Annotated in this window: 18 protein-coding genes; 9 read left to right on the forward strand and 9 right to left on the reverse strand. The window is 65.0% G+C overall.

The features are described 5' to 3' along the window. Window positions 1-112: 112 nt before the first annotated feature. From cysG to ACFSUD_RS09605, 6 genes are all read left to right on the forward strand, one after another. A complete protein-coding gene (cysG, locus tag ACFSUD_RS09580) occupies window positions 113-1,519 on the forward strand; it encodes a siroheme synthase CysG (RefSeq protein ID WP_386373798.1) in 1,407 nt (468 codons plus the stop codon). Beyond that, window positions 1,519-1,815, forward strand: coding sequence for a DUF2849 domain-containing protein (locus tag ACFSUD_RS09585; protein ID WP_386373800.1), 297 nt, complete (start codon window positions 1,519-1,521; stop codon window positions 1,813-1,815). The genes cysG and ACFSUD_RS09585 overlap by 1 nt, the downstream gene beginning before the upstream one ends. Further along, entirely contained in the window at window positions 1,815-3,479 is a 1,665-nt protein-coding gene (locus ACFSUD_RS09590; RefSeq protein WP_386373802.1) for a nitrite/sulfite reductase, read from the forward strand. The genes ACFSUD_RS09585 and ACFSUD_RS09590 overlap by 1 nt, the downstream gene beginning before the upstream one ends. Then, window positions 3,469-4,245, forward strand: coding sequence for a phosphoadenylyl-sulfate reductase (locus ACFSUD_RS09595; RefSeq protein WP_386373804.1), 777 nt, complete (start codon window positions 3,469-3,471; stop codon window positions 4,243-4,245). The genes ACFSUD_RS09590 and ACFSUD_RS09595 overlap by 11 nt, the downstream gene beginning before the upstream one ends. Before the next feature lie 2 nt (window positions 4,246-4,247). After that, on the forward strand, window positions 4,248-4,670 hold the full coding sequence (locus tag ACFSUD_RS09600) for a DUF934 domain-containing protein (RefSeq protein WP_386373806.1): 423 nt from the start codon (window positions 4,248-4,250) through the stop codon (window positions 4,668-4,670). 108 nt (window positions 4,671-4,778) lie between these two features. After that, window positions 4,779-5,624, forward strand: a complete 846-nt coding sequence (locus ACFSUD_RS09605) for a ferredoxin--NADP reductase (protein ID WP_386373808.1) — start codon at window positions 4,779-4,781, stop codon at window positions 5,622-5,624. Between the two features lie 90 nt (window positions 5,625-5,714). Here the strand turns inward: ACFSUD_RS09605 and ACFSUD_RS09610 are convergent, their stop codons facing one another. Then, window positions 5,715-6,716 (reverse strand): hypothetical protein, encoded by a 1,002-nt coding sequence (locus tag ACFSUD_RS09610; RefSeq protein ID WP_386373810.1) that lies wholly within the window; start codon window positions 6,714-6,716, stop codon window positions 5,715-5,717. Window positions 6,717-6,895: 179 nt separating this feature from the next. Between ACFSUD_RS09610 and infC the strand changes: the two genes are divergently transcribed. Continuing rightward, window positions 6,896-7,468, forward strand: a complete 573-nt coding sequence (infC, locus tag ACFSUD_RS09615) for a translation initiation factor IF-3 (RefSeq protein ID WP_449343062.1) — start codon at window positions 6,896-6,898, stop codon at window positions 7,466-7,468. Between the two features lie 100 nt (window positions 7,469-7,568). On the opposite strand, the gene ACFSUD_RS09620 is transcribed toward infC, so the two are convergent. The 6 genes from ACFSUD_RS09620 to ACFSUD_RS09645 form a co-directional block, all read right to left on the reverse strand. Then, on the reverse strand, window positions 7,569-9,608 hold the full coding sequence (locus tag ACFSUD_RS09620) for an OmpA family protein (protein WP_386373812.1): 2,040 nt from the start codon (window positions 9,606-9,608) through the stop codon (window positions 7,569-7,571). Window positions 9,609-9,762: 154 nt separating this feature from the next. Further along, window positions 9,763-10,554, reverse strand: coding sequence for an FAD binding domain-containing protein (locus ACFSUD_RS09625; RefSeq protein WP_386373814.1), 792 nt, complete (start codon window positions 10,552-10,554; stop codon window positions 9,763-9,765). Window positions 10,555-10,653: 99 nt separating this feature from the next. Further along, on the reverse strand, window positions 10,654-13,026 hold the full coding sequence (locus tag ACFSUD_RS09630) for a xanthine dehydrogenase family protein molybdopterin-binding subunit (protein WP_386373816.1): 2,373 nt from the start codon (window positions 13,024-13,026) through the stop codon (window positions 10,654-10,656). A 76-nt stretch (window positions 13,027-13,102) separates the two neighbouring features. Further along, on the reverse strand, window positions 13,103-13,588 hold the full coding sequence (locus ACFSUD_RS09635) for a (2Fe-2S)-binding protein (RefSeq protein WP_386373818.1): 486 nt from the start codon (window positions 13,586-13,588) through the stop codon (window positions 13,103-13,105). Between the two features lie 114 nt (window positions 13,589-13,702). Continuing rightward, window positions 13,703-14,701: a molybdopterin-binding protein gene (locus ACFSUD_RS09640; protein WP_386373820.1), complete on the reverse strand. Its 999-nt coding sequence runs from the start codon at window positions 14,699-14,701 to the stop codon at window positions 13,703-13,705. Continuing rightward, the gene (locus tag ACFSUD_RS09645) at window positions 14,698-15,666 is read right to left on the reverse strand and encodes an XdhC family protein (protein ID WP_386373821.1); all 969 of its coding nucleotides are present in this window, start codon (window positions 15,664-15,666) and stop codon (window positions 14,698-14,700) included. Before ACFSUD_RS09645 ends, ACFSUD_RS09640 begins: the two co-directional genes overlap by 4 nt. 114 nt (window positions 15,667-15,780) lie before the next feature. On the opposite strand from ACFSUD_RS09645, the gene ACFSUD_RS09650 reads away from it, so the two are divergent. Both ACFSUD_RS09650 and grxD read left to right on the forward strand, forming a co-directional pair. Then, window positions 15,781-16,023 carry a BolA/IbaG family iron-sulfur metabolism protein gene (locus ACFSUD_RS09650; RefSeq protein ID WP_386373823.1) on the forward strand — a complete coding sequence of 81 codons (243 nt, stop codon included), beginning with the start codon at window positions 15,781-15,783 and terminating at the stop codon, window positions 16,021-16,023. 44 nt (window positions 16,024-16,067) lie between these two features. Further along, window positions 16,068-16,430, forward strand: a complete 363-nt coding sequence (gene grxD, locus ACFSUD_RS09655) for a Grx4 family monothiol glutaredoxin (RefSeq protein ID WP_386373825.1) — start codon at window positions 16,068-16,070, stop codon at window positions 16,428-16,430. A gap of 174 nt (window positions 16,431-16,604) precedes the next feature. Here grxD and ACFSUD_RS09660 read toward each other — a convergent pair whose 3' ends face one another. Then, the gene (locus tag ACFSUD_RS09660; protein WP_386373827.1) at window positions 16,605-16,997 is read right to left on the reverse strand and encodes a cell division protein ZapA; all 393 of its coding nucleotides are present in this window, start codon (window positions 16,995-16,997) and stop codon (window positions 16,605-16,607) included. Beyond that, the gene (locus ACFSUD_RS09665) at window positions 16,997-17,497 is read right to left on the reverse strand and encodes a hypothetical protein (protein WP_386373829.1); all 501 of its coding nucleotides are present in this window, start codon (window positions 17,495-17,497) and stop codon (window positions 16,997-16,999) included. Before ACFSUD_RS09665 ends, ACFSUD_RS09660 begins: the two co-directional genes overlap by 1 nt. Window positions 17,498-17,512: the final 15 nt, after the last annotated feature.

The raw sequence follows: 17,512 nt of genomic DNA on the forward strand, positions 1-17,512 counted from the left end.
TTCCGACTTTACCTCAGGCCGGAACACATGTCCTTATCTCTCCGCACATATGGCGCAATGGAGGGAATTTTTCCTATATATGACATCAAACCAAACGCAAGGGCGCATCACTATGGACCACTTCCCGATCTTCCTGTCCACCAGGGGCCAGCGCATCGTCCTGTCCGGCGGCGGCGAGGCGGCACTGGCCAAGCTGCGCCTGTTGCTGAAGACCGAAGCGGCGGTCACCGTCTTTGCCCCCGCCCCGGCACGCGAGATCATCGACTGGGCCGCTGCCGGTCGGCTGACCCTGAAGGCGCGGTCCTTGGCGCCCGGTGATGTGGACGGCGCCGCGCTGTTCTATGCCGCCGATGAGGATGACACAATTGATGCCGCGAACGCCGCGATTGCCCGCGCCGAAGGCGCGCTGGTCAATATCGTCGACAACCTGCAGGACAGCGCCTTCATCACCCCGGCGATCGTCGACCGCGACCCGGTGACCATCGCCATTGGCACCGAGGGCGCCGCCCCGGTATTGGCCCGCGCAATCAAGGCGGAGCTCGAAGACCGCCTGCCGAGCAGCCTCGGCACGCTCGCACGGATCGGCAAGTCGTTCCGCAAGATGGCCGATGCCCTGCCCTTCGGCCGGGCGCGCCGCGATTTCTGGCGCGACTATTATTTCACCTCCGGTCCCCGCGCGATCGGCGCCGGTGAGGCGGCGCTGCGCCCGGCGCTCGATGATCTGCTTTCCGACCATCTGACCCGCAATGCCCGGCCGGGCCATGTCGCCTTTGTCGGCGGTGGCCCCGGTGATCCGGAGCTGTTGACCCTCAAGGCCCGCCGCGCCCTCGATGAGGCCGATGTGGTGATCTATGACCGGCTGATCAGCCCTGAGATCCTCGAACTGGCCCGCCGCGAGGCGCTGATGATCGACGTCGGCAAGGAAGGCTTCGGCCCCTCCACCTCGCAGAAGAGCATCAACGATCTGCTGGTCGAACACGGCAAGGCCGGTGCACAGGTCGTGCGGCTGAAATCCGGCGATGCGACGATCTTCGGACGGCTCGACGAGGAGATCGACGCGATCGACGCCCACGGCATTGCCTGGCACATCGTTCCCGGCATCACCGCCGCCTCCGCGGCCGTGGCCGGTATCGGTCAGAGCCTGACCAAACGCGGCCGCAATGCCTCTGTCCGTTTCCTGACCGGCCATGACATGAAGGGTTTCGCCGATCACGACTGGGCCGCACTGGCCCGCCCCGACGAGGTCGCGGCGATCTACATGGGCAAGAAATCTGCGCGTTTCGTGCAGGGCCGCCTGCTGATGCACGGGGCTGATCGTCATACGCCTGTAACGGTGATCGAGAATGCTTCGAGACCGGAGCAGCGCATTCTGGAGACCAATCTCGACCGTCTGCCCAACGACCTTGCGGCGGCCGACATGAAGGGTCCCGCACTCACTTTCTATGGCCTTGCACCGCGCACCGCCCGTGCCGCATCGCAGGGTATTTCACAAACCATCAATCTGCAGGAATTTGCCTGATGCCCAAGATCTTCACCCCCAAAGTCGTCACCGCCAATGCCCTTCTGGAAGGGGACGTGATCTATCAGACCGCCGATGGCTGGACCCGGCTTCTCACCGAGGCCGAGGTGCTCACCGACGAGGCCGACGCCGATCTGCGCCTGATCGACGCGATGCAGCAGAGCGACCGCGTGGTCGGTGCCTATCTCGCCGACGTCAAGCTCGAGGACCGGCACCCGCGCCCCACTCATTTCCGCGAGGCGTTTCGCGCCACCGGCCCGTCAAACTACGCGCATGGCAAACAGGAGAGCCAGTGATGTACAGCTATACCGAATTCGATGACCAGTTCCTCGCCGAGCGCAACGCCCAGTTCCGCCAGCAGGTCGAGCGCCGTATCGAAGGCTCGCTGACCGAGGACGAGTTCAAGCCGCTGCGGCTGATGAACGGGCTATACCTGCAGCTGCACGCCTATATGCTGCGCGTCGCGATCCCCTATGGCACGCTCGACAGCGCGAAGATGGAGAAGCTCGCCGAGATCGCCGACCGCTGGGACAAGGGCTATGGCCATTTCACCACGCGCCAGAACATCCAGTACAACTGGCCCAAGCTGCGCGATGTGCCCGACATGCTCGACGCGCTGGCCGAGGTGAACCTGCACGCGATCCAGACCTCCGGCAACACGATCCGCAACGTGACAGCGGACCATTTTGCCGGGGCCGCCGCCGATGAGGTGGCCGATCCGCGCCCGGTTGCAGAGCTGATCCGCCAATGGTCCACCGATCATCCGGAATTCCAGTTCCTGCCGCGCAAGTTCAAGGTCGCGGTCACCGGGGCCGAGGCCGACCGCGCCGTGATCAAGGCGCATGACATCGGACTGCGCATTCTCGAGCGTGACGGCGAGCGCGGCTATGAGGTAATCGTCGGTGGCGGTCTCGGTCGCACCCCGATGATCGGCAAGGTGCTGCATGACTTCCTGCCCGAGGAAGACCTGCTGCCCTATCTCGAAGCCATCGTCAGCGTCTACAACCTGCTCGGACGGCGAGACAACAAGTACAAGGCGCGCATCAAGATCACCGTGCACGAGAACGGCATCGAGGATATCCGCGCCCGGGTGAATGAGCGTTTTGCGCTGGTGCGGCCGCGTTTCACCGGTGTCGATCAACAGATTCTGTCGCGCATCGAAGCGGATTTCGCCGCGCCCGATTTCAAGACCGCGTCGCTGGCACCTTACGAGTCCGCCTATACCAACGATCCGGTATTCCGCAGTTGGGCCGATACCAATCTGGCCGCGCATCGCGCGCCGGGTTATGCCATCGTGTCGATCTCGCTCAAGGCGCATGGCGCCACACCGGGCGATGCGACATCCGATCAGATGCGCGTCATGGCGCGGCTGGCGCGCGAGTTCGGCCATGACGAGCTGCGCATCAGCCATGAGCAGAACGTGATCCTGCCCCATGTGCACCGCGCTGACCTCCCGGCACTTCATGCGGCGCTGAAGGAGGCGGGGCTCGCCACGGCGAATATCGGGCTGATCTCGGACATTATCGCCTGCCCCGGCATGGATTATTGCGCGCTGGCCACCGCCCGCTCGATCCCGATCGCGCAGCAGATCGCCACACGGTTCGACGAGCTGAAGCTGGAGCACGATGTCGGTCCGCTGAAGATCAAGATCTCCGGCTGCATCAACGCCTGCGGGCATCATCATGTCGGGCATATCGGCATTCTCGGGCTGGACCGCGCCGGGGTGGAAAACTACCAGATCACTCTGGGCGGCGATGGGACCGAAAACGCCGAGATCGGCGCGCGCACCGGACCGGGGTTCTCGGCCGAGGCGATCATTCCGGCCATCGAACGGCTGGTGCTGGCCTATCTCGACCTGCGTCTTGAACCTGCCGAGACTTTCCTGCAGACCTACCGCCGTCTGGGGCTGGCGCCGTTCAAGGCCGCCCTCTATCCGGAAGCCCGAGCCGATGCGGCCTGATCCATCCCCGTTTCAGGCACCGTTGCCCGCGCAGGATCGGGAGCGCGAGACGCTTTTGGCCGCACAGGTGGCAGGGCTGAACGCCAGGTTGCGCCACCACGGCGCGACCGACGTGCTGCGCGTCGCGCTTGAGGAAATCCCCGAGCTCGCGCTGGTCTCCAGCTTCGGTGCGGAATCGGTGGCGCTGTTGCATCTGGCCTCGATGGTATCGCGCGACCTGCCGGTGCTGTTCATCGATACCGAGATGCTCTTCGCCGAGACGCTGGTCTATCAGCAGGAGCTGACCGAGCGGCTGGGCCTGCGCAACCTCAGGATCCTGCGCGCGGCCGAGATTGCCGCGCAGGACCCGGACGGCAGCCTGCACCGACGCGATACCGACGCCTGCTGTGCGCTGCGCAAGACCGTGCCGCTCAATGCGGCGCTGCAGGGGTTCGACGGCTGGATCACCGGCCGCAAACGTTTTCAGTCCGGCACTCGTGCCGCGCTGGAATTCTTCGAACTCGAACGTCCCGAAGGTGCCCCGGCGCGGATCAAGGTCAACCCGCTCGCCTATTGGGCCTCAGAGGACGTGGCCGAATATATCGCCGAGAACCGCCTGCCCCGACATCCGCTGGTGGCGAAGGGCTATCCCTCGATCGGCTGCGCGCCCTGCACCTCGCCGGTGGCACCGGGCGAAGACCCGCGCGCCGGACGCTGGCGCGATCAGGACAAACAGGAATGCGGCATCCATTTCGTGAACGGCAAGATGGTCCGCCAAGGAGTATGAACATGAGCATTATCGTCACCGACACCGGCTTTTCCCCCGACGACTGGACCAGCGGCTATTGCAGCTGCGGTGCGGCCAACGATTGCGTCGGGCTCGACCTGCCTTCGGATACCGACCCCGAACAGGTACAGCTCAGCCCGGCGCTGCGGATGATCCGGGTCGATTTCCCCTCCTCCGCCGATGGCCGCGGCTTCAGCATCGCGCGGGTGCTACGCCAGCGCGGTTTCACCGGGCGGCTGCGCGCCAAGGGACATGTCCTGTCGGACCAATATGCGATGGCCCGGCGTTCGGGTTTCGACGAGGTCGAGATCGACGCGGCCCTGGCCGAGCGTCAGCCCGAGGAGCAATGGCTGTTCCGCGCCGACTGGCAGGCGCATGATTATCAGAACCGCCTGCGCGGCCGCGCGCCTGTTCCGGCAATTTGACATTGCCGATCGGCTGGCGCACAAGGCGCCGGCCGATCCCGCAAATCCGATGTTGAAAAACGCTGTTCATTCCTGTAATAACGGCTCAAACTTGTTAGTGTAGAAACAATGAACAAAGCTCTGAACGTGACCCAGAACACCGCCCAGGCCGTCCCGGCCACGCCGACGCTGCCGGATGCGCAGACCGTCACTTCGGTCAAGCACTGGACGGATCGGCTGTTTTCCTTCCGGGTTTCGCGGCCCGCCTCGCTGCGCTTCCGCTCCGGCGAATTCGTGATGATCGGCCTGATGGGCGATCCGCATCCCGAGACCGGCAAGCAGAAACCGCTGCTGCGCGCCTATTCCATCGCCTCCCCGGCCTGGGATGACGAGCTGGAGTTCTATTCGATCAAGGTACAGGACGGGCCGCTGACCTCGAAACTCCAGCATATCCAGCCCGGCGATCAGATCATCCTGCGCCCCAAGCCTGTCGGCACGCTGGTCCATGACGCGCTCTTGCCCGGCAAGCGGCTGTGGCTCTTCGCCACCGGCACCGGTTTCGCGCCCTTCGCCTCGTTGCTGCGCGAGCCGGAAACCTACGAGAAATTCGACGAGATCATCATGACCCATACCTGCCGCGACGTGGCGGAGCTGGCCTATGGGGCCGAGCTGGTGGCGAGCCTCAATGACGATCCGCTGATCGGCGAGCTGGTGGAAAACAAGGTGCGCTACTATCCGACCACCACCCGCGAGCAGAGCCCGAAGATGGGCCGGATCACCACGCTGCTGGAAAATGGCACGGTGTTCGAAGACCTCGGCATCCCGCCGATCAACGCCGAGACCGACCGTGGCATGGTCTGCGGTAGCCTTGATTTCAACAAGGATATCAAGGTATTGATGGAGAGCTTCGGGCTTGAGGAAGGCGCGAACTCCGACCCCAAACATTACGTGGTCGAGAAAGCTTTCGTCGGTTAATTACCGCACGCCAATCGCCACAATAAATAAACCGCGCCTTCTGCCGAGGGCACGGTTTTTGTCTGTCCTCTATGTATCGCAGGACGCTGATCAGCGTTCAAGCGCGTCGCGGATCTGCTCAAGCAGCGCTTTCAGCGCCGGTTCATTGTCCTGCGCCGCTTCCAGACTGCTTTGCAGCGACTCCTTGCGCAGTTCGGAAAGATCCGAATCCTCGATCAGCGTCATCGCCCTTTCGAGGTCGAAGCCCTCCATGGTCAGCACCTCGGCATCCGCCTCGGCCCCGGTCGCGATTTCGCCTTCGGTTTCCGCCGCCGCATCGCTGCGAACTTCACCGGTGGGCTCGGCCGCATCATCGGTCGTAGCAGCAGGCAGGTCCTGCTCCGTCTCTACGTCCGACGCTGTCTCCGCTTCAGGGGTCGTTGTCTCGCTTTCCGGCGATGCCGGTGCATCCGGATCGGCGTCAGTCGCCGTATTAGTGTCAGTCGCCGTATCGGTGTCGGTTGCCGTGTCGGTCCCGGCATCCGCCGTCTCGGGCTCATCCGGCACGGAAACCGCGTCATCGCCGAGCCTCGTACCCGCCGCGTCCCCTGTCACGGATCCATTTTCCTGCGTCACGGTCTCGGCCTCTGCCTCGGACGTGGCCTCGATCCCCTCCGTGGTCTCCGGCGCCACCGGGTCAACCTGGGCCTGATCCGCATCGTCCGCCTCTTGTGCGCTCTGCAGCTCGACCTCCGTCGCCTCCTCGGTGACCGGCACCTCTGTCTCCTCCGCAGCAATCTTGGCCGTGTCATCCTCCGCAGGGACCGGCTTCTGCGCCGGCTGCACATCATCATCGACCGACGACACCGCCTCTTGCGAGACCTCCCGCAAAGCTGCGGCTGCGTCGCTGGCCAGTTCCGCCGTGCTCTTGGCCGCCTCGCTGATGCTCTCGCCCGCGGTTCGCCCCGCATCCTCCGCACCCTCGATCAGCGCCGGTACATCCACCGCCCGCGCGGCCTCGTCTGCCAGCTCCTGCGCCGATTTCCCGGAAAACAACATATAGCCAAACACGATGATCACCGCAGCGATCACGATCCAGATCAGATTCTTCATTCTTATTCCCCTCAAACTGCAGCCGGGCTGCTCCGCCCTACATAGCACAATCGCAGGATCGGGGAATGTGCAACCAGAGGAAAAGCGCAGCCCGGTCAAACCCCGCGAATGACGCCTCTGCCGCGCATTTTGCGGCTTGAAGAAATCCCTTGTCGCGGCTAACTTGCAACACTGAAATCTTGAACAATCAAAGGACCATCACCATCGCTCGCAGACCCCACAACGCGCCGCCGCAACGCGACACCGGCCCGCGCGTCAATGACAAGATCCGCGCCAACGAAATCCGTCTGATCGGCGCAGAAGGCGAAAACGTCGGGGTCGTATCCCCCGCCCGGGCCATGGAGATGGCCGACGAGGTCGGGCTCGACCTTGTCGAGATCTCGCCCAATGCCAATCCGCCGGTCTGCAAGATCATGGACTTCGGGAAGTTCAAATACGAACAGCAGAAGCGTGAGAGCGAAGCCCGCAAGAAGCAGAAGATCATCGAGATCAAGGAAATCAAGTTCCGTCCGAACACGGATTCCGGCGATTACGAAGTGAAGATGCGCAATGTCTTCAAGTTTCTGGAGAATGGCGACAAGGTGAAGATCACCCTGCGCTTCCGCGGCCGTGAAATGGCCCACCAGAATCTCGGTCGCGAGCTGCTCGAAAGAGTGGCGGAGGATACCAAGGATATCGGCCGCGTGGAAAACTTCCCGAAGATGGAAGGTCGGCAGATGGTCATGCTGATCGGCCCGTTGCCGCACAAGTAAGATCGCGAGCAGCGTGCCCGGATCCGCGCGCTCCTGATGTCTAGAACGCAAAACGCCCCCGCATCGCGAGGGCGTTTCTCGTTTCATCCTGTCTAACGTATCAGCGCAGCAATTCGGTAATGTTGCGCACCACCGCACGACGGTTGGCCGGTTCGGCGGTCTGGCTCGGCACTTTCAACGCGCTCTCGCCATAGCCCTGGGTGATCATGTTCTCCGGCGGCACCTCGAAATACTCGGTAAGCGCCAGCGCCACGGTCTCCGCACGACGGTCCGACAAGGCCAGGTTATAGGTCGCATCGCCCACCGCATCGGTATGGCCCTCGACAAGGATCACGGTCCGCGGGTCCTTGGCGATCAGGTCGCTCAGCGCTGTACCGATCCGTGCCAGCGCACGCGCCTGTTCCGGCTGGATCGCGGCAGAGCCGGTTTCGAACTGAACGGCGTCGAGCTCGAGCTGCGGTGCCATTGCGCGGACTTCCTGAACCTCGCGCACCTGGCGCAGGGAGAAGCGGCGCGATTGCTCGCCGGGCAATGCCCGCTGCAGGGCCGCCCGCAGGGCTTCCTCGTCCTGTGTGCCGACCCGCACATCATCCTGACGGACCTGTGGCAGTTGCGAGACCACGATCTCCTGTTCCTGACGGGTATCGTCGAAGAGCACGTATTCACGGCCTTGGGCATCGATATTCATCCGGCGCAGCACGGTACCGTCGCGCCCCCGAATGGTCACGATCTTCGAACCGTCCGGCTTGTTGACAGTGGTCCGGGTAGAACCGTCGTTGAAGGTCTCGGTGCGCACCTCGTCGCCGGGGCGGCGGATCAGCGCGTCATCGTCCTTCAGCACCCGCAGCTGACCGTCGGGGTCCTGAACCACGATCCGGTCGCCGGAATTGCTGATGACCTTTTCACCGTTCTTCAACACGGCGCCGACCGCGACAGCACCAAGCCCGAGCAGCAATGCCTTCTCGAACTTGCTCAACCCGTCATCGTCGTCAGTCTTGGCCTCGGCCTGCGCCGTGCCCTCTGCCGCATTGGCCGTGACGGCGGTGTCGAATTCCTCGTCCGAACTGCGTACTTCCTCCTCGGTCACCTCCTCGGTCACGACCTCGCCCTCGCCGGAATCGGCCGCTGCGGCTGCGGCCGCGCGTTCCTCTTCGCGGGCAGCGCGACGGTTGGCGCGGCGTTCCGCACGGCGTTCCTCGCGCTCGGCTTTCTCCTCGGCACTAAGCTCCGCTTCGGTCTCTTGCTCGGCAGCGGCCGCCGCATCGGCTTCCGCCTGCAGCGCGGCTTCTGTTTCGGCCTCGGCCTGTGCATCTGCCTCAGCCTGGGTCTGTGCTTCCGCTTCGGCCTGAGCTTCCGCCTCGGCCTGAGCTTCCGCCTCGGCTTGCGCATCAGATTCGGCCTGCTGTTCGGCCGCCTCTGCCGCCTCGGCTTCCGCCTGCAGCGCAGCCTCGGTCTCGGCCTGCGCCTGTGCTTCGGCATCCGCCTCCGCCTGCTCTTCTGTAGCCGCCGCCGCATCAGCCTCGGCCTGGAGCGCGGCCGCGGTTTCGGCTTCGGCCTGAGCCTGCGCCTCGGCCTGCTGTTCCGCAGCCTCCGCTTCGGCTTCCGCCTGCTGTTCGGCTGCCTCGGCCTCGGCCTCCGCCTGCTGCTGCGCAGCCTCGGCTTCCGCTTCCGCCTGCTCCGCCGCCGCTTCCGCCTCCCGCTCGGCGGCCTCGGCATCCGCCTCAGCTTGGGCCTCCGCAGCTTCGGCAGCTAGTTCCGCCTGTTCGGCCGCAGCCTGTGCCTCAGCTTCCGCCTGCTCGGCAGCCGCGTCGGCTTCAGCCTGCACCTGCTCCTCGGCTATATCCGCCTCGATCTCGGCACTCGCCGCGTCATCCGAAGCTTCCACCTCGGCGTCGACCTCGGCACTTTCCTCATCCGATTCCGTGCCAGCCTTCTTCTCGGCCTTGCGTTCCTCCTTACGGACCTTCCGCAATTCCTTCTTGTCGGCAACCTCGGTGCCGTCATCGAGGAAACAGGGATAATCCTCCTGCTCCTTCACCGAACCGCAGCTCGGCCCTTCGGCCTGCGCAAAGGCACCGCCGGGCAGGGCCAGGGCGACGCAAAGCGTCAGCGACGTGGTGGATTTCAACAGGTTCTGCATATTCAACTCCTAACGGGATATGGTACGCCGTTCGGGCAGCGCTTGCTCACCAACGCCTGATGCACGAACAGGTTCCGCTATCCAATATCACGCGCAAGAATTCGCCCCCCGGAGCCCCCGAAAGCGTCGCGTTCACCCTGTGATGCTGCCTGTCCTAAAGCAGTGCCGCGACGGCCCGCCGCGTCATGACCCCGACAAGATGCGCCCGATAGGCACCGCTGCCATGCAGGTCCGAGATCATCCCGTCCTCCCCCGGGCGCAGCCCGTCAAGCGCGTCGGGGGCGAAATTCCCGGCAAGCGCCGTCTCCGCCGCATCCCAGCGGAACACGCCATCCTCCGACGCCCCGGTAATCGCCACGCGCAGCTCGTCATCGAACCGCGCCACGAAACTCGCCACCAGCGGAAACCGCGAGGCGGGCTGGATGAATTTTTCATAGCGCGCCGCCGCGGGCACCGCGAATCTCACCTCGGTGATGATCTCGCCCTCCTCCAGCGCCGTGCCGAACATCCCGTCAAAGAAGTCATCCGCGGCAACCTCGCGACGATCGCTGACGATCACCGCCCGGCTCGCCAGCGCCGCCGCCGGATAGCAGGCCGAAGGATCGTTATTGGCCAGCGATCCGCCGATGGTGCCGCGGTTGCGCACCGCCGGATCGCCGATCCGCGCCGCCAGCGAGGCAAGCCCCGGATAATGCGCCTCGGCCTCGCGCATGACCTCCGCATGGGTGGTGCCCCCACCGATGCAGAGCCGCCCCGCATCATCGCGCCGCACCCCCTTCATCCCGTCAATACCGCTGAGCGATACCAGCACGGAAGGCGCCGCAAGCCGCGCCTTCAGCGTCGGGATCAGGGTCTGCCCCCCCGCCAGCGGCTGCGCCTCCTCACGGCTCAGGGCCTCCACCGCCTCCTCGATGCTCTTCGGTCTCACGACATCAAAATCATACATCCGCTTTCCTCCCGGGTTCCGGAGCGCGACGCCCCCCTTCACCCTTTTTCAAATACTCAAATCCGCCGTATCACCCGCCGCAGCGACGCGCGGCAGGGCTCAGCCCGCCGTTTCCCGCATCGCGGACCAGACCCGCGCAGGCGTGAGCGGCATGTCGATATGCCCGATGTCAAACCCGCCGGAGCGCAGCGCGTCGAGCACCGCATTGACCACCGAGGGCGGCGAGCCGATCGCCCCGGCCTCGCCGCAGCCCTTCACCCCGAGCGGGTTGTGCGTGCAGGGCGTCTGGCAGGAATGATCGACGCTGTAAAACGGCAGATCACTGGCGCGCGGCATGGCGTAATCCATGTAGGACGCGCTCAGCAACTGCCCGTCGCCGTCATAGGCGCAATTCTCCAGCAGCGCTTGGCCGATCCCCTGGGCCAGCCCGCCATGGACCTGGCCGGTGACGATCATCGGGTTGATGACATTGCCGAAATCATCGGCGGCGGTGAAACGCTCGATGCTGACATGCCCGGTCTCGGGGTCGAGCTCGACCTCGCAGGCATAGGTACCGGCCGGATAGGTGAAGTTGCTCGGATCGTAGAAAGCCGTCTCCTCCAGCCCGGGCTCGATATCCTCCAGCGGGTAATTATGCGGCACATAGGCCGCCAGCGTCACGTCGCCCCAGGCCACCGACTTGTCGGTGCCCGCAACGCTGAAGGCACCGTCCTTGAGTTCGATGTCGTTTTCGGAGGCTTCCAGCAGATGGCTGGCGATCTTCTTGGCCTTGGCGATAATCTTCTCTGTGGCGCGCACCATCGCCGAGCCGCCGACGGCAATCGAGCGCGAACCATAGGTGCCCATGCCCATCGGCGTGTTGGCGGTGTCGCCATGCACGATCTCGACCATGTTCTCGTCGATCCCGATCATCTCGGCCACCACCTGGGCAAACGACGTTTCATGCCCCTGCCCGTGGCTGTGGCTGCCGGTCATCACCACCAGCCCGCCGGTCGCGTTGACCCGCACCGTGGCGCTTTCATAAAGCCCGGCGCGCGCGCCGAGCTGGCCGACAAGGTTGGAGGGCGCGATCCCGCAGGCCTCGATATAGCAATTCACCCCGAAACCGCGCAGCTTGCCCCGCGCCTCGCTTTCCTTGCGCCGCGTAACAAAGCCGTCGCGATCGGCGAGCTCTTCGAGCTTGTCCATCGTGGCGACATAATCGCCAATGTCATATTCCACCGCCACCGGCGTGGCATAGGGAAATTCGGTGACGAAATTCTGTCGCCTGAGCGCAATCGGATCGACGCCCAGCTCATGGGCCGCCTTGTCTACCACACGCTCCAACTGATAGGTCGCCTCGGGCCGCCCGGCGCCGCGATAGGCATCGACCGGCACGGTATTGGTAAACACCGCCTTGACGTTCACATAGATCAGCGGCGTGCGGTAATTCCCCGCCATCAGCGTGCCGTGCAGCCAGGTCGGCACGCTCGGCGCGAAGGTGCTGAGATAGGCGCCCATGTTGGCATGGGTATCGGTGCGCAGGGCAGTAAAGTTGTTGTCCTTGTCGAGCGCCAGTTCGATCCTGGTCACATGATCGCGGCCATGGGCGTCTGACATGAAGGCTTCCGAACGGCTCGACGTCCATTTCACCGGCCGGTTGCAGGCTTTCGCCGCGAAGGTGCAGAAGGCCTCTTCCTGATAGTGGAAGATCTTGCTGCCGAACCCACCCCCGACATCCGGCGCCACGACGCGCAGTTTATGTTCGGGAATGCCCAGCACGAAGGCGCCCATCAGCAGACGGATCACATGCGGGTTCTGGCTGGTGGTATAAAGCGTATGTTCGCCGGTGCCGCGGGCATAATCGCCGATCGCGACCCGTGGTTCGATCGGGTTGGCGATCAGCCGGTTGTTGACCAGATCCAGCGTCGTGACATGGGCCGCATCCTCGAATGCCTTGTTCACCGCCTCGCGGTTTTCCTCCACGAAGCCCCAGTCATAGCAGAGATTCGAAGTGAGATCGTTATGCACCTTCGGCGTAGCGTCCTGCAGCGCCGCCTTCATGTCGACGACCGCGGGCAAGTCATCAATCTCGACCTCGATCGCCTCGGCGGCATCGCGGGCCTGACCGAGCGTCTCGGCTACCACGGCGGCAATCGGCTCGCCGACATGGCGCACCTTTCCATGGGCCAGCACCGGGTGCCTGGGCTCCTGCATCGGGTTGCCCTGCCGGTCGGTGATCTGCCAGCCGCAGGGCATGCCGCCTATTTCGGCAAAATCCGCCCCGGTGAAGATCCGCACCACGCCGGGCATCTGCTCCGCGGCGCTCGTATCGACCGCGTTCAGCGTGCCATGCGCCACGTCCGAGCGCAGGAAGAACACATGCGCCTGACCCCGGATGTTGATGTCATCGGTATAATTTCCCGCGCCGGTCAGAAACCGGACGTCCTCGCGCCGCTTGCTGCTGGCGCCGATACCGCCGTCCTTTAGCATGATAATCTCCTCCCCATGGGTCGGCGCGTTCCTGCATCTCCTCCCGCAGGGCCGCGCGCCCCTTGCATCGTGATTGTTATTCCGCCGCCAGCGCCGAGACATCCTGTCCGGAGGCCGCCATGATCGCCTTGACGATATTGTGATAGCCGGTGCAGCGGCAGATATTGCCATCCAGATAATGTCGGATCTCGGCCTCGCTCGGTTGCGGATTGTCCTTCAGCAAGGCCGCCGCCGACATCACCATGCCCGGCGTGCAAAACCCGCATTGCAGCCCGTGATGATCCTGAAACGCCTGCTGGATGACGTTGAGCGAACCATCCGCCTCCGCCTGCCCCTCGATCGTGGCGACCTCGGCCCCCTCGGCCTCGAGCGCCAGCATCGTGCAGGCTTTCACCGCCGCGCCATTCACATGCACGACACAGGCACCGCACTGGCTCGTATCGCAACCGACATGGGTGCCGGTCAGACCGAGATCCTCGCGCAGGAACTGCACCAGCAGCGTGCGCCCCTCCACATCGCCGGACGCAGCTTTTCCGTTCACGGTCATGCTGACCTGTGTCATCTTGTCCTCCCCATTTTCGGTCGTGTTGGGGGAAGTTAAACACGACAATCTCGTTCTGAGAACCTAAATCTTTCGCGAGACCTGATCGCTCTTGTGGCGATACCGCGGCGCGGCTCAGCTGCGCGCAGCGCTGCCACGGCGCGGCTGCGGCCGGGTCGGGATCTCCTTCAGCAGGCCACCCACCCCCATCGCGGCGATGTCACGGCTGCTGACCTGTACGCCGCAGATCACCCGCGAGAGAACCCAATCGACGCCGTTCAGCGCCGGGGAGCGCGCACAGCCCGGCAGGCCAATCACCTGTCTGCCCGCGACCTCGCCGAGAAACAGAAGGTTGCCCGGATCGACCGGCATCCCGAACCGTTCGACCCGCCCGCCCGCCGCGCGCAGCGCTGCCGGGCCGACATCGTCGATATCCGAGGTCGCGGAGCCGGTCAGGATCAGGATCAGCTCGCTGTCGCAGGTGACAATCGCACGGGAAAGCGCCTCGGGTTCATGCGGCACGGACGCCATCCGGTCGAGCGTGACACCGAGGGCCTGAAGCCGATCCGCGATCGCCTGCTGCCCCTTTTCTCCCGCACCGCCGGGGATCTCGGTGATGATCAGCGCCGCGCGGCGCAGCTTCGGCGTCGCCAGGGCGATGGCACCGCGCCCGGCATTGCAGGCGCGGGCAAGATCCTCGCCCGGCACGGCATAGGAGATGATCTTGATCGTCGCCACCATGCCGCCTCCCGCCATCTGCTGGAACGGCGCCACCGTGGCCAGCGTCAGCATCGGATGCACCAGATTGACGGCTTCGAGCGCGGCGACATCGAGCAGCGCCACACCCGGACCCGAGGCGATGAGGTTGACGCGCCCGGTGAAGGGTGCCGCGGCCCGCAGCCCGCTTTGCTGGGCCAGCAGCGCCTTGGCCAGCGCGGCGGCGGCGCTGTTCTCGTCGACATCGCCCGGATCGAGCCGCGCCACGACGACCTCCTCATGGCCCGCCGCGCTGATCGCGGCAATGTCCTCCGCCGTGAGCAGACGGCCCTTGCGCAGTCGCCCTGTCGGCAGCGCCAGCGAATGGGCCAGCACCGCGCCGAGCGCCTGATCGGGAGGAACCCCACCGAACTTCATGGCCGCCGCAGGTCCCGGATCATTTCGGCCAGGATCGACACGGCGATCTCGGCCGGGCCCGCGGCGGCGATGTCGAGCCCGACCGGCCCCCTGATCCGCGCGATCTGCGCCGCATCGAACCCCGCGGCGGAGAGCCTTTCGCAGCGGGCCGCATGGGTGCGGGTCGAGCCGAGTGCGCCGATGTAGAAGGCCTCTGACGCCAGGGCGATCCGCAGGGCCGGATCGTCGAGCTTCGGATCATGGGTGAGCAGCACGACGGCGCAGCGGGCATCGAGGCCGAGCGCCTTCAGCGCCGCATCGGGCCAGTCGCTGACGAGCTGCGTCCGCGGGAAACGCTCGGCAGAGGCGAAAGCCGCGCGCGGATCGATCACGATGGGATCGAAACCCGGTACCCGTGCCATCTCGGTCAGGGCCTGGGCGATATGCACGGCACCGACGATCACCAGCCGCAGCAGCGGGTTGTGGATGGCGACGAAGGTCGCGCCGTCCGGTTCGATGCCGGAACAATCCTGTCGGAATCGCGTCGCATGTCCGTCATGGCGCAGGCGGCGGGCGCTGCCATCAAGCGCCACCTCATAGGCGACCGCCTTGCGCGCTGCCCGGGCGGCGACCAGCTCCTGCAGCAGCGTCAGCGGCATGCCCCCCGGACCCACCGGCTCGACCAGGATCCGGATATTGCCGCCGCAGGCCAGCCCGACCGCGAAGGCATCACCGTCGCTGACGCCGTATTCGAGCAGCCGCGGCGCGCCCGCCTCGAGCGCTTCCAGCGCCTCGAGCACCACCGCTCCCTCCACACAGCCGCCCGAGACCGATCCCTGCATCGCGCCTGCACCGGATACCGCCAGCTGCGCCCCGGCCCGGCGCGGGGCCGAGCCCCAGGTCTCGATCACCGTGGCCAGCGCCGCGCCCTCGCCGCCCTGCGCCCAGAACAGCGCCTGTTCCGGTATCGCTTCGCTGAATTGCATCCCATCCTCCCGCACCTGCCCGGCGCCCCCGTCCGCGCAGGGCATACAACTTGCGTCCGCCCCCATGCACCACTACATCTGTGGCAAAAGCAACATCTATACCGGAGCCGTTTCATGCCCATGCAAGCAAGCGACATCGAAGACCTGATCCGGGCCAGCTTCCCGCAGGCCAAGATCACCATCACCGACCTTGCTGGGGACGGCAACCATTATGCCGCCGAGGTGATCGACGCCTCGTTCAAGGGCATGAACCGGGTACAGCAGCAGCGCGCCGTCTATGCCGCGCTGAAAGGCAAGATGGATGGCAACAACGGCGAGCTTCACGCGCTGGCGCTGACCACCAAGGCGCCCGATTGAAACAGACGGCAGAGCCTCAGACAAAAAATTCAAGGATGACCGACATGAGTGACGCGACGACACAGATCAAGGACAAGGTGAGCAGCAACGACGTGGTGCTGTTCATGAAGGGCACCAAGGAAATGCCGCAATGCGGTTTCTCCTCCCGCGTGGCCGGGGTGCTGAACTACATGGGCGTCGATTTCGCCGATGTGAACGTGCTGGCCGACGAGGCCCTGCGCCAGGGGATCAAGGATTATTCCGACTGGCCGACGATTCCGCAACTCTACGTCAAGGGCGAATTCGTCGGCGGCTCCGATATCATTACCGAGATGACCCTCTCGGGCGAGCTTGACACGTTGTTCGAGCAGAACGGCGTGCATTACGACAAGGACGCGGCGGACAAGATCCGCGAAGCCAACGGCTGAGACTCTGGCGCGGCGGCCCCGACCGCCGCGCCGCTTACCCGATGGCGGAATGGCTGACGTTCAGCGTGACGCCGTCCGCCCACGCCACCTTCGCCCTGACCAACAAGCACCACGGACCGGAGAATTTGAAATTCTCCGCACCGGAATTTTTCCAAAATTCCGCCCTGACGCGGATCAGCCCGCCGTCTTTTCCTCAACCTCTGCGGCCAGCGCCTCTGCCCGCGCGGCCAGTTCGGCAAGCGTCTCGCTGACGCTGGCGGGCACCACCGGGACCTCGACACGTTCGGGCTCGATCACCTGGTTGCGCAGCGCTTCGAGTTCGGCCTCGCGCGCCGCCAGTTCGCCGCGCAATTCGTTGACGCGATCCTCGATACCGGCGGTCTTGTCGGCGAGCAGCAACCCGGCCATCAGCAACATCCGCGCCTCGGGCATCCGCCCGACCTGATCGCTCAGCACCTGTGCCTCGTCATCAAGCATCTTTGCGGCGGAATGCAGATAGCTTTCCTCGCCATCCTGACAGGCGACTTCGAATTCGCGGCCGCCAATGGTGATCCGGACCTCGGGCATCAGGCGTTCTCCTCTGTGTCGGTGCGGGCGGGATCGGCCCCATCGCTGGCTGCTTGTTCAACCAGCGGACCGAGCGCGCCGAGGATGCTGCTGGCCTCCGCCACATCGGCGGCCCGTGCGGCACGCAGGGCTTCGAGCTCGGCCTGCATCGCCGCGTTGATCAGCCCGGCATCGGCGAGCCCTTCGGCATTGGCCGCCTGCAGCGCCGCACAGGCCCGGGTCAACTCCTCGTTGGCCCGCCGCAGCCGCTGCAATTCCAGATCGAGCTGCGCCATGCGGGCCGCGTCCTCCTCGACCTTCGCGCCCATTTGCGCCGTGCCCTCCTCGGCCCGGGCCTTGAGCACCCGAACCCGCTCGCTGAGCTGGGCATTGGCGATACGTTCTTCTTCCAGCGCGCGCTCGGTCTCTGCATCCGGCGCCGCGGCCATCCGGTCGACCCCCCGGGCCATCCGGTCCATCGCCGCCGTGATGCGCCGTTGCAATTCCTCGATGTCGCTCATGCTCGTCCTCACCTC

Source organism: Sulfitobacter aestuarii (genome assembly GCF_042685005.1).
In the GTDB taxonomy this organism is placed as follows: Bacteria; Pseudomonadota; Alphaproteobacteria; order Rhodobacterales; family Rhodobacteraceae; genus Sulfitobacter; species Sulfitobacter aestuarii.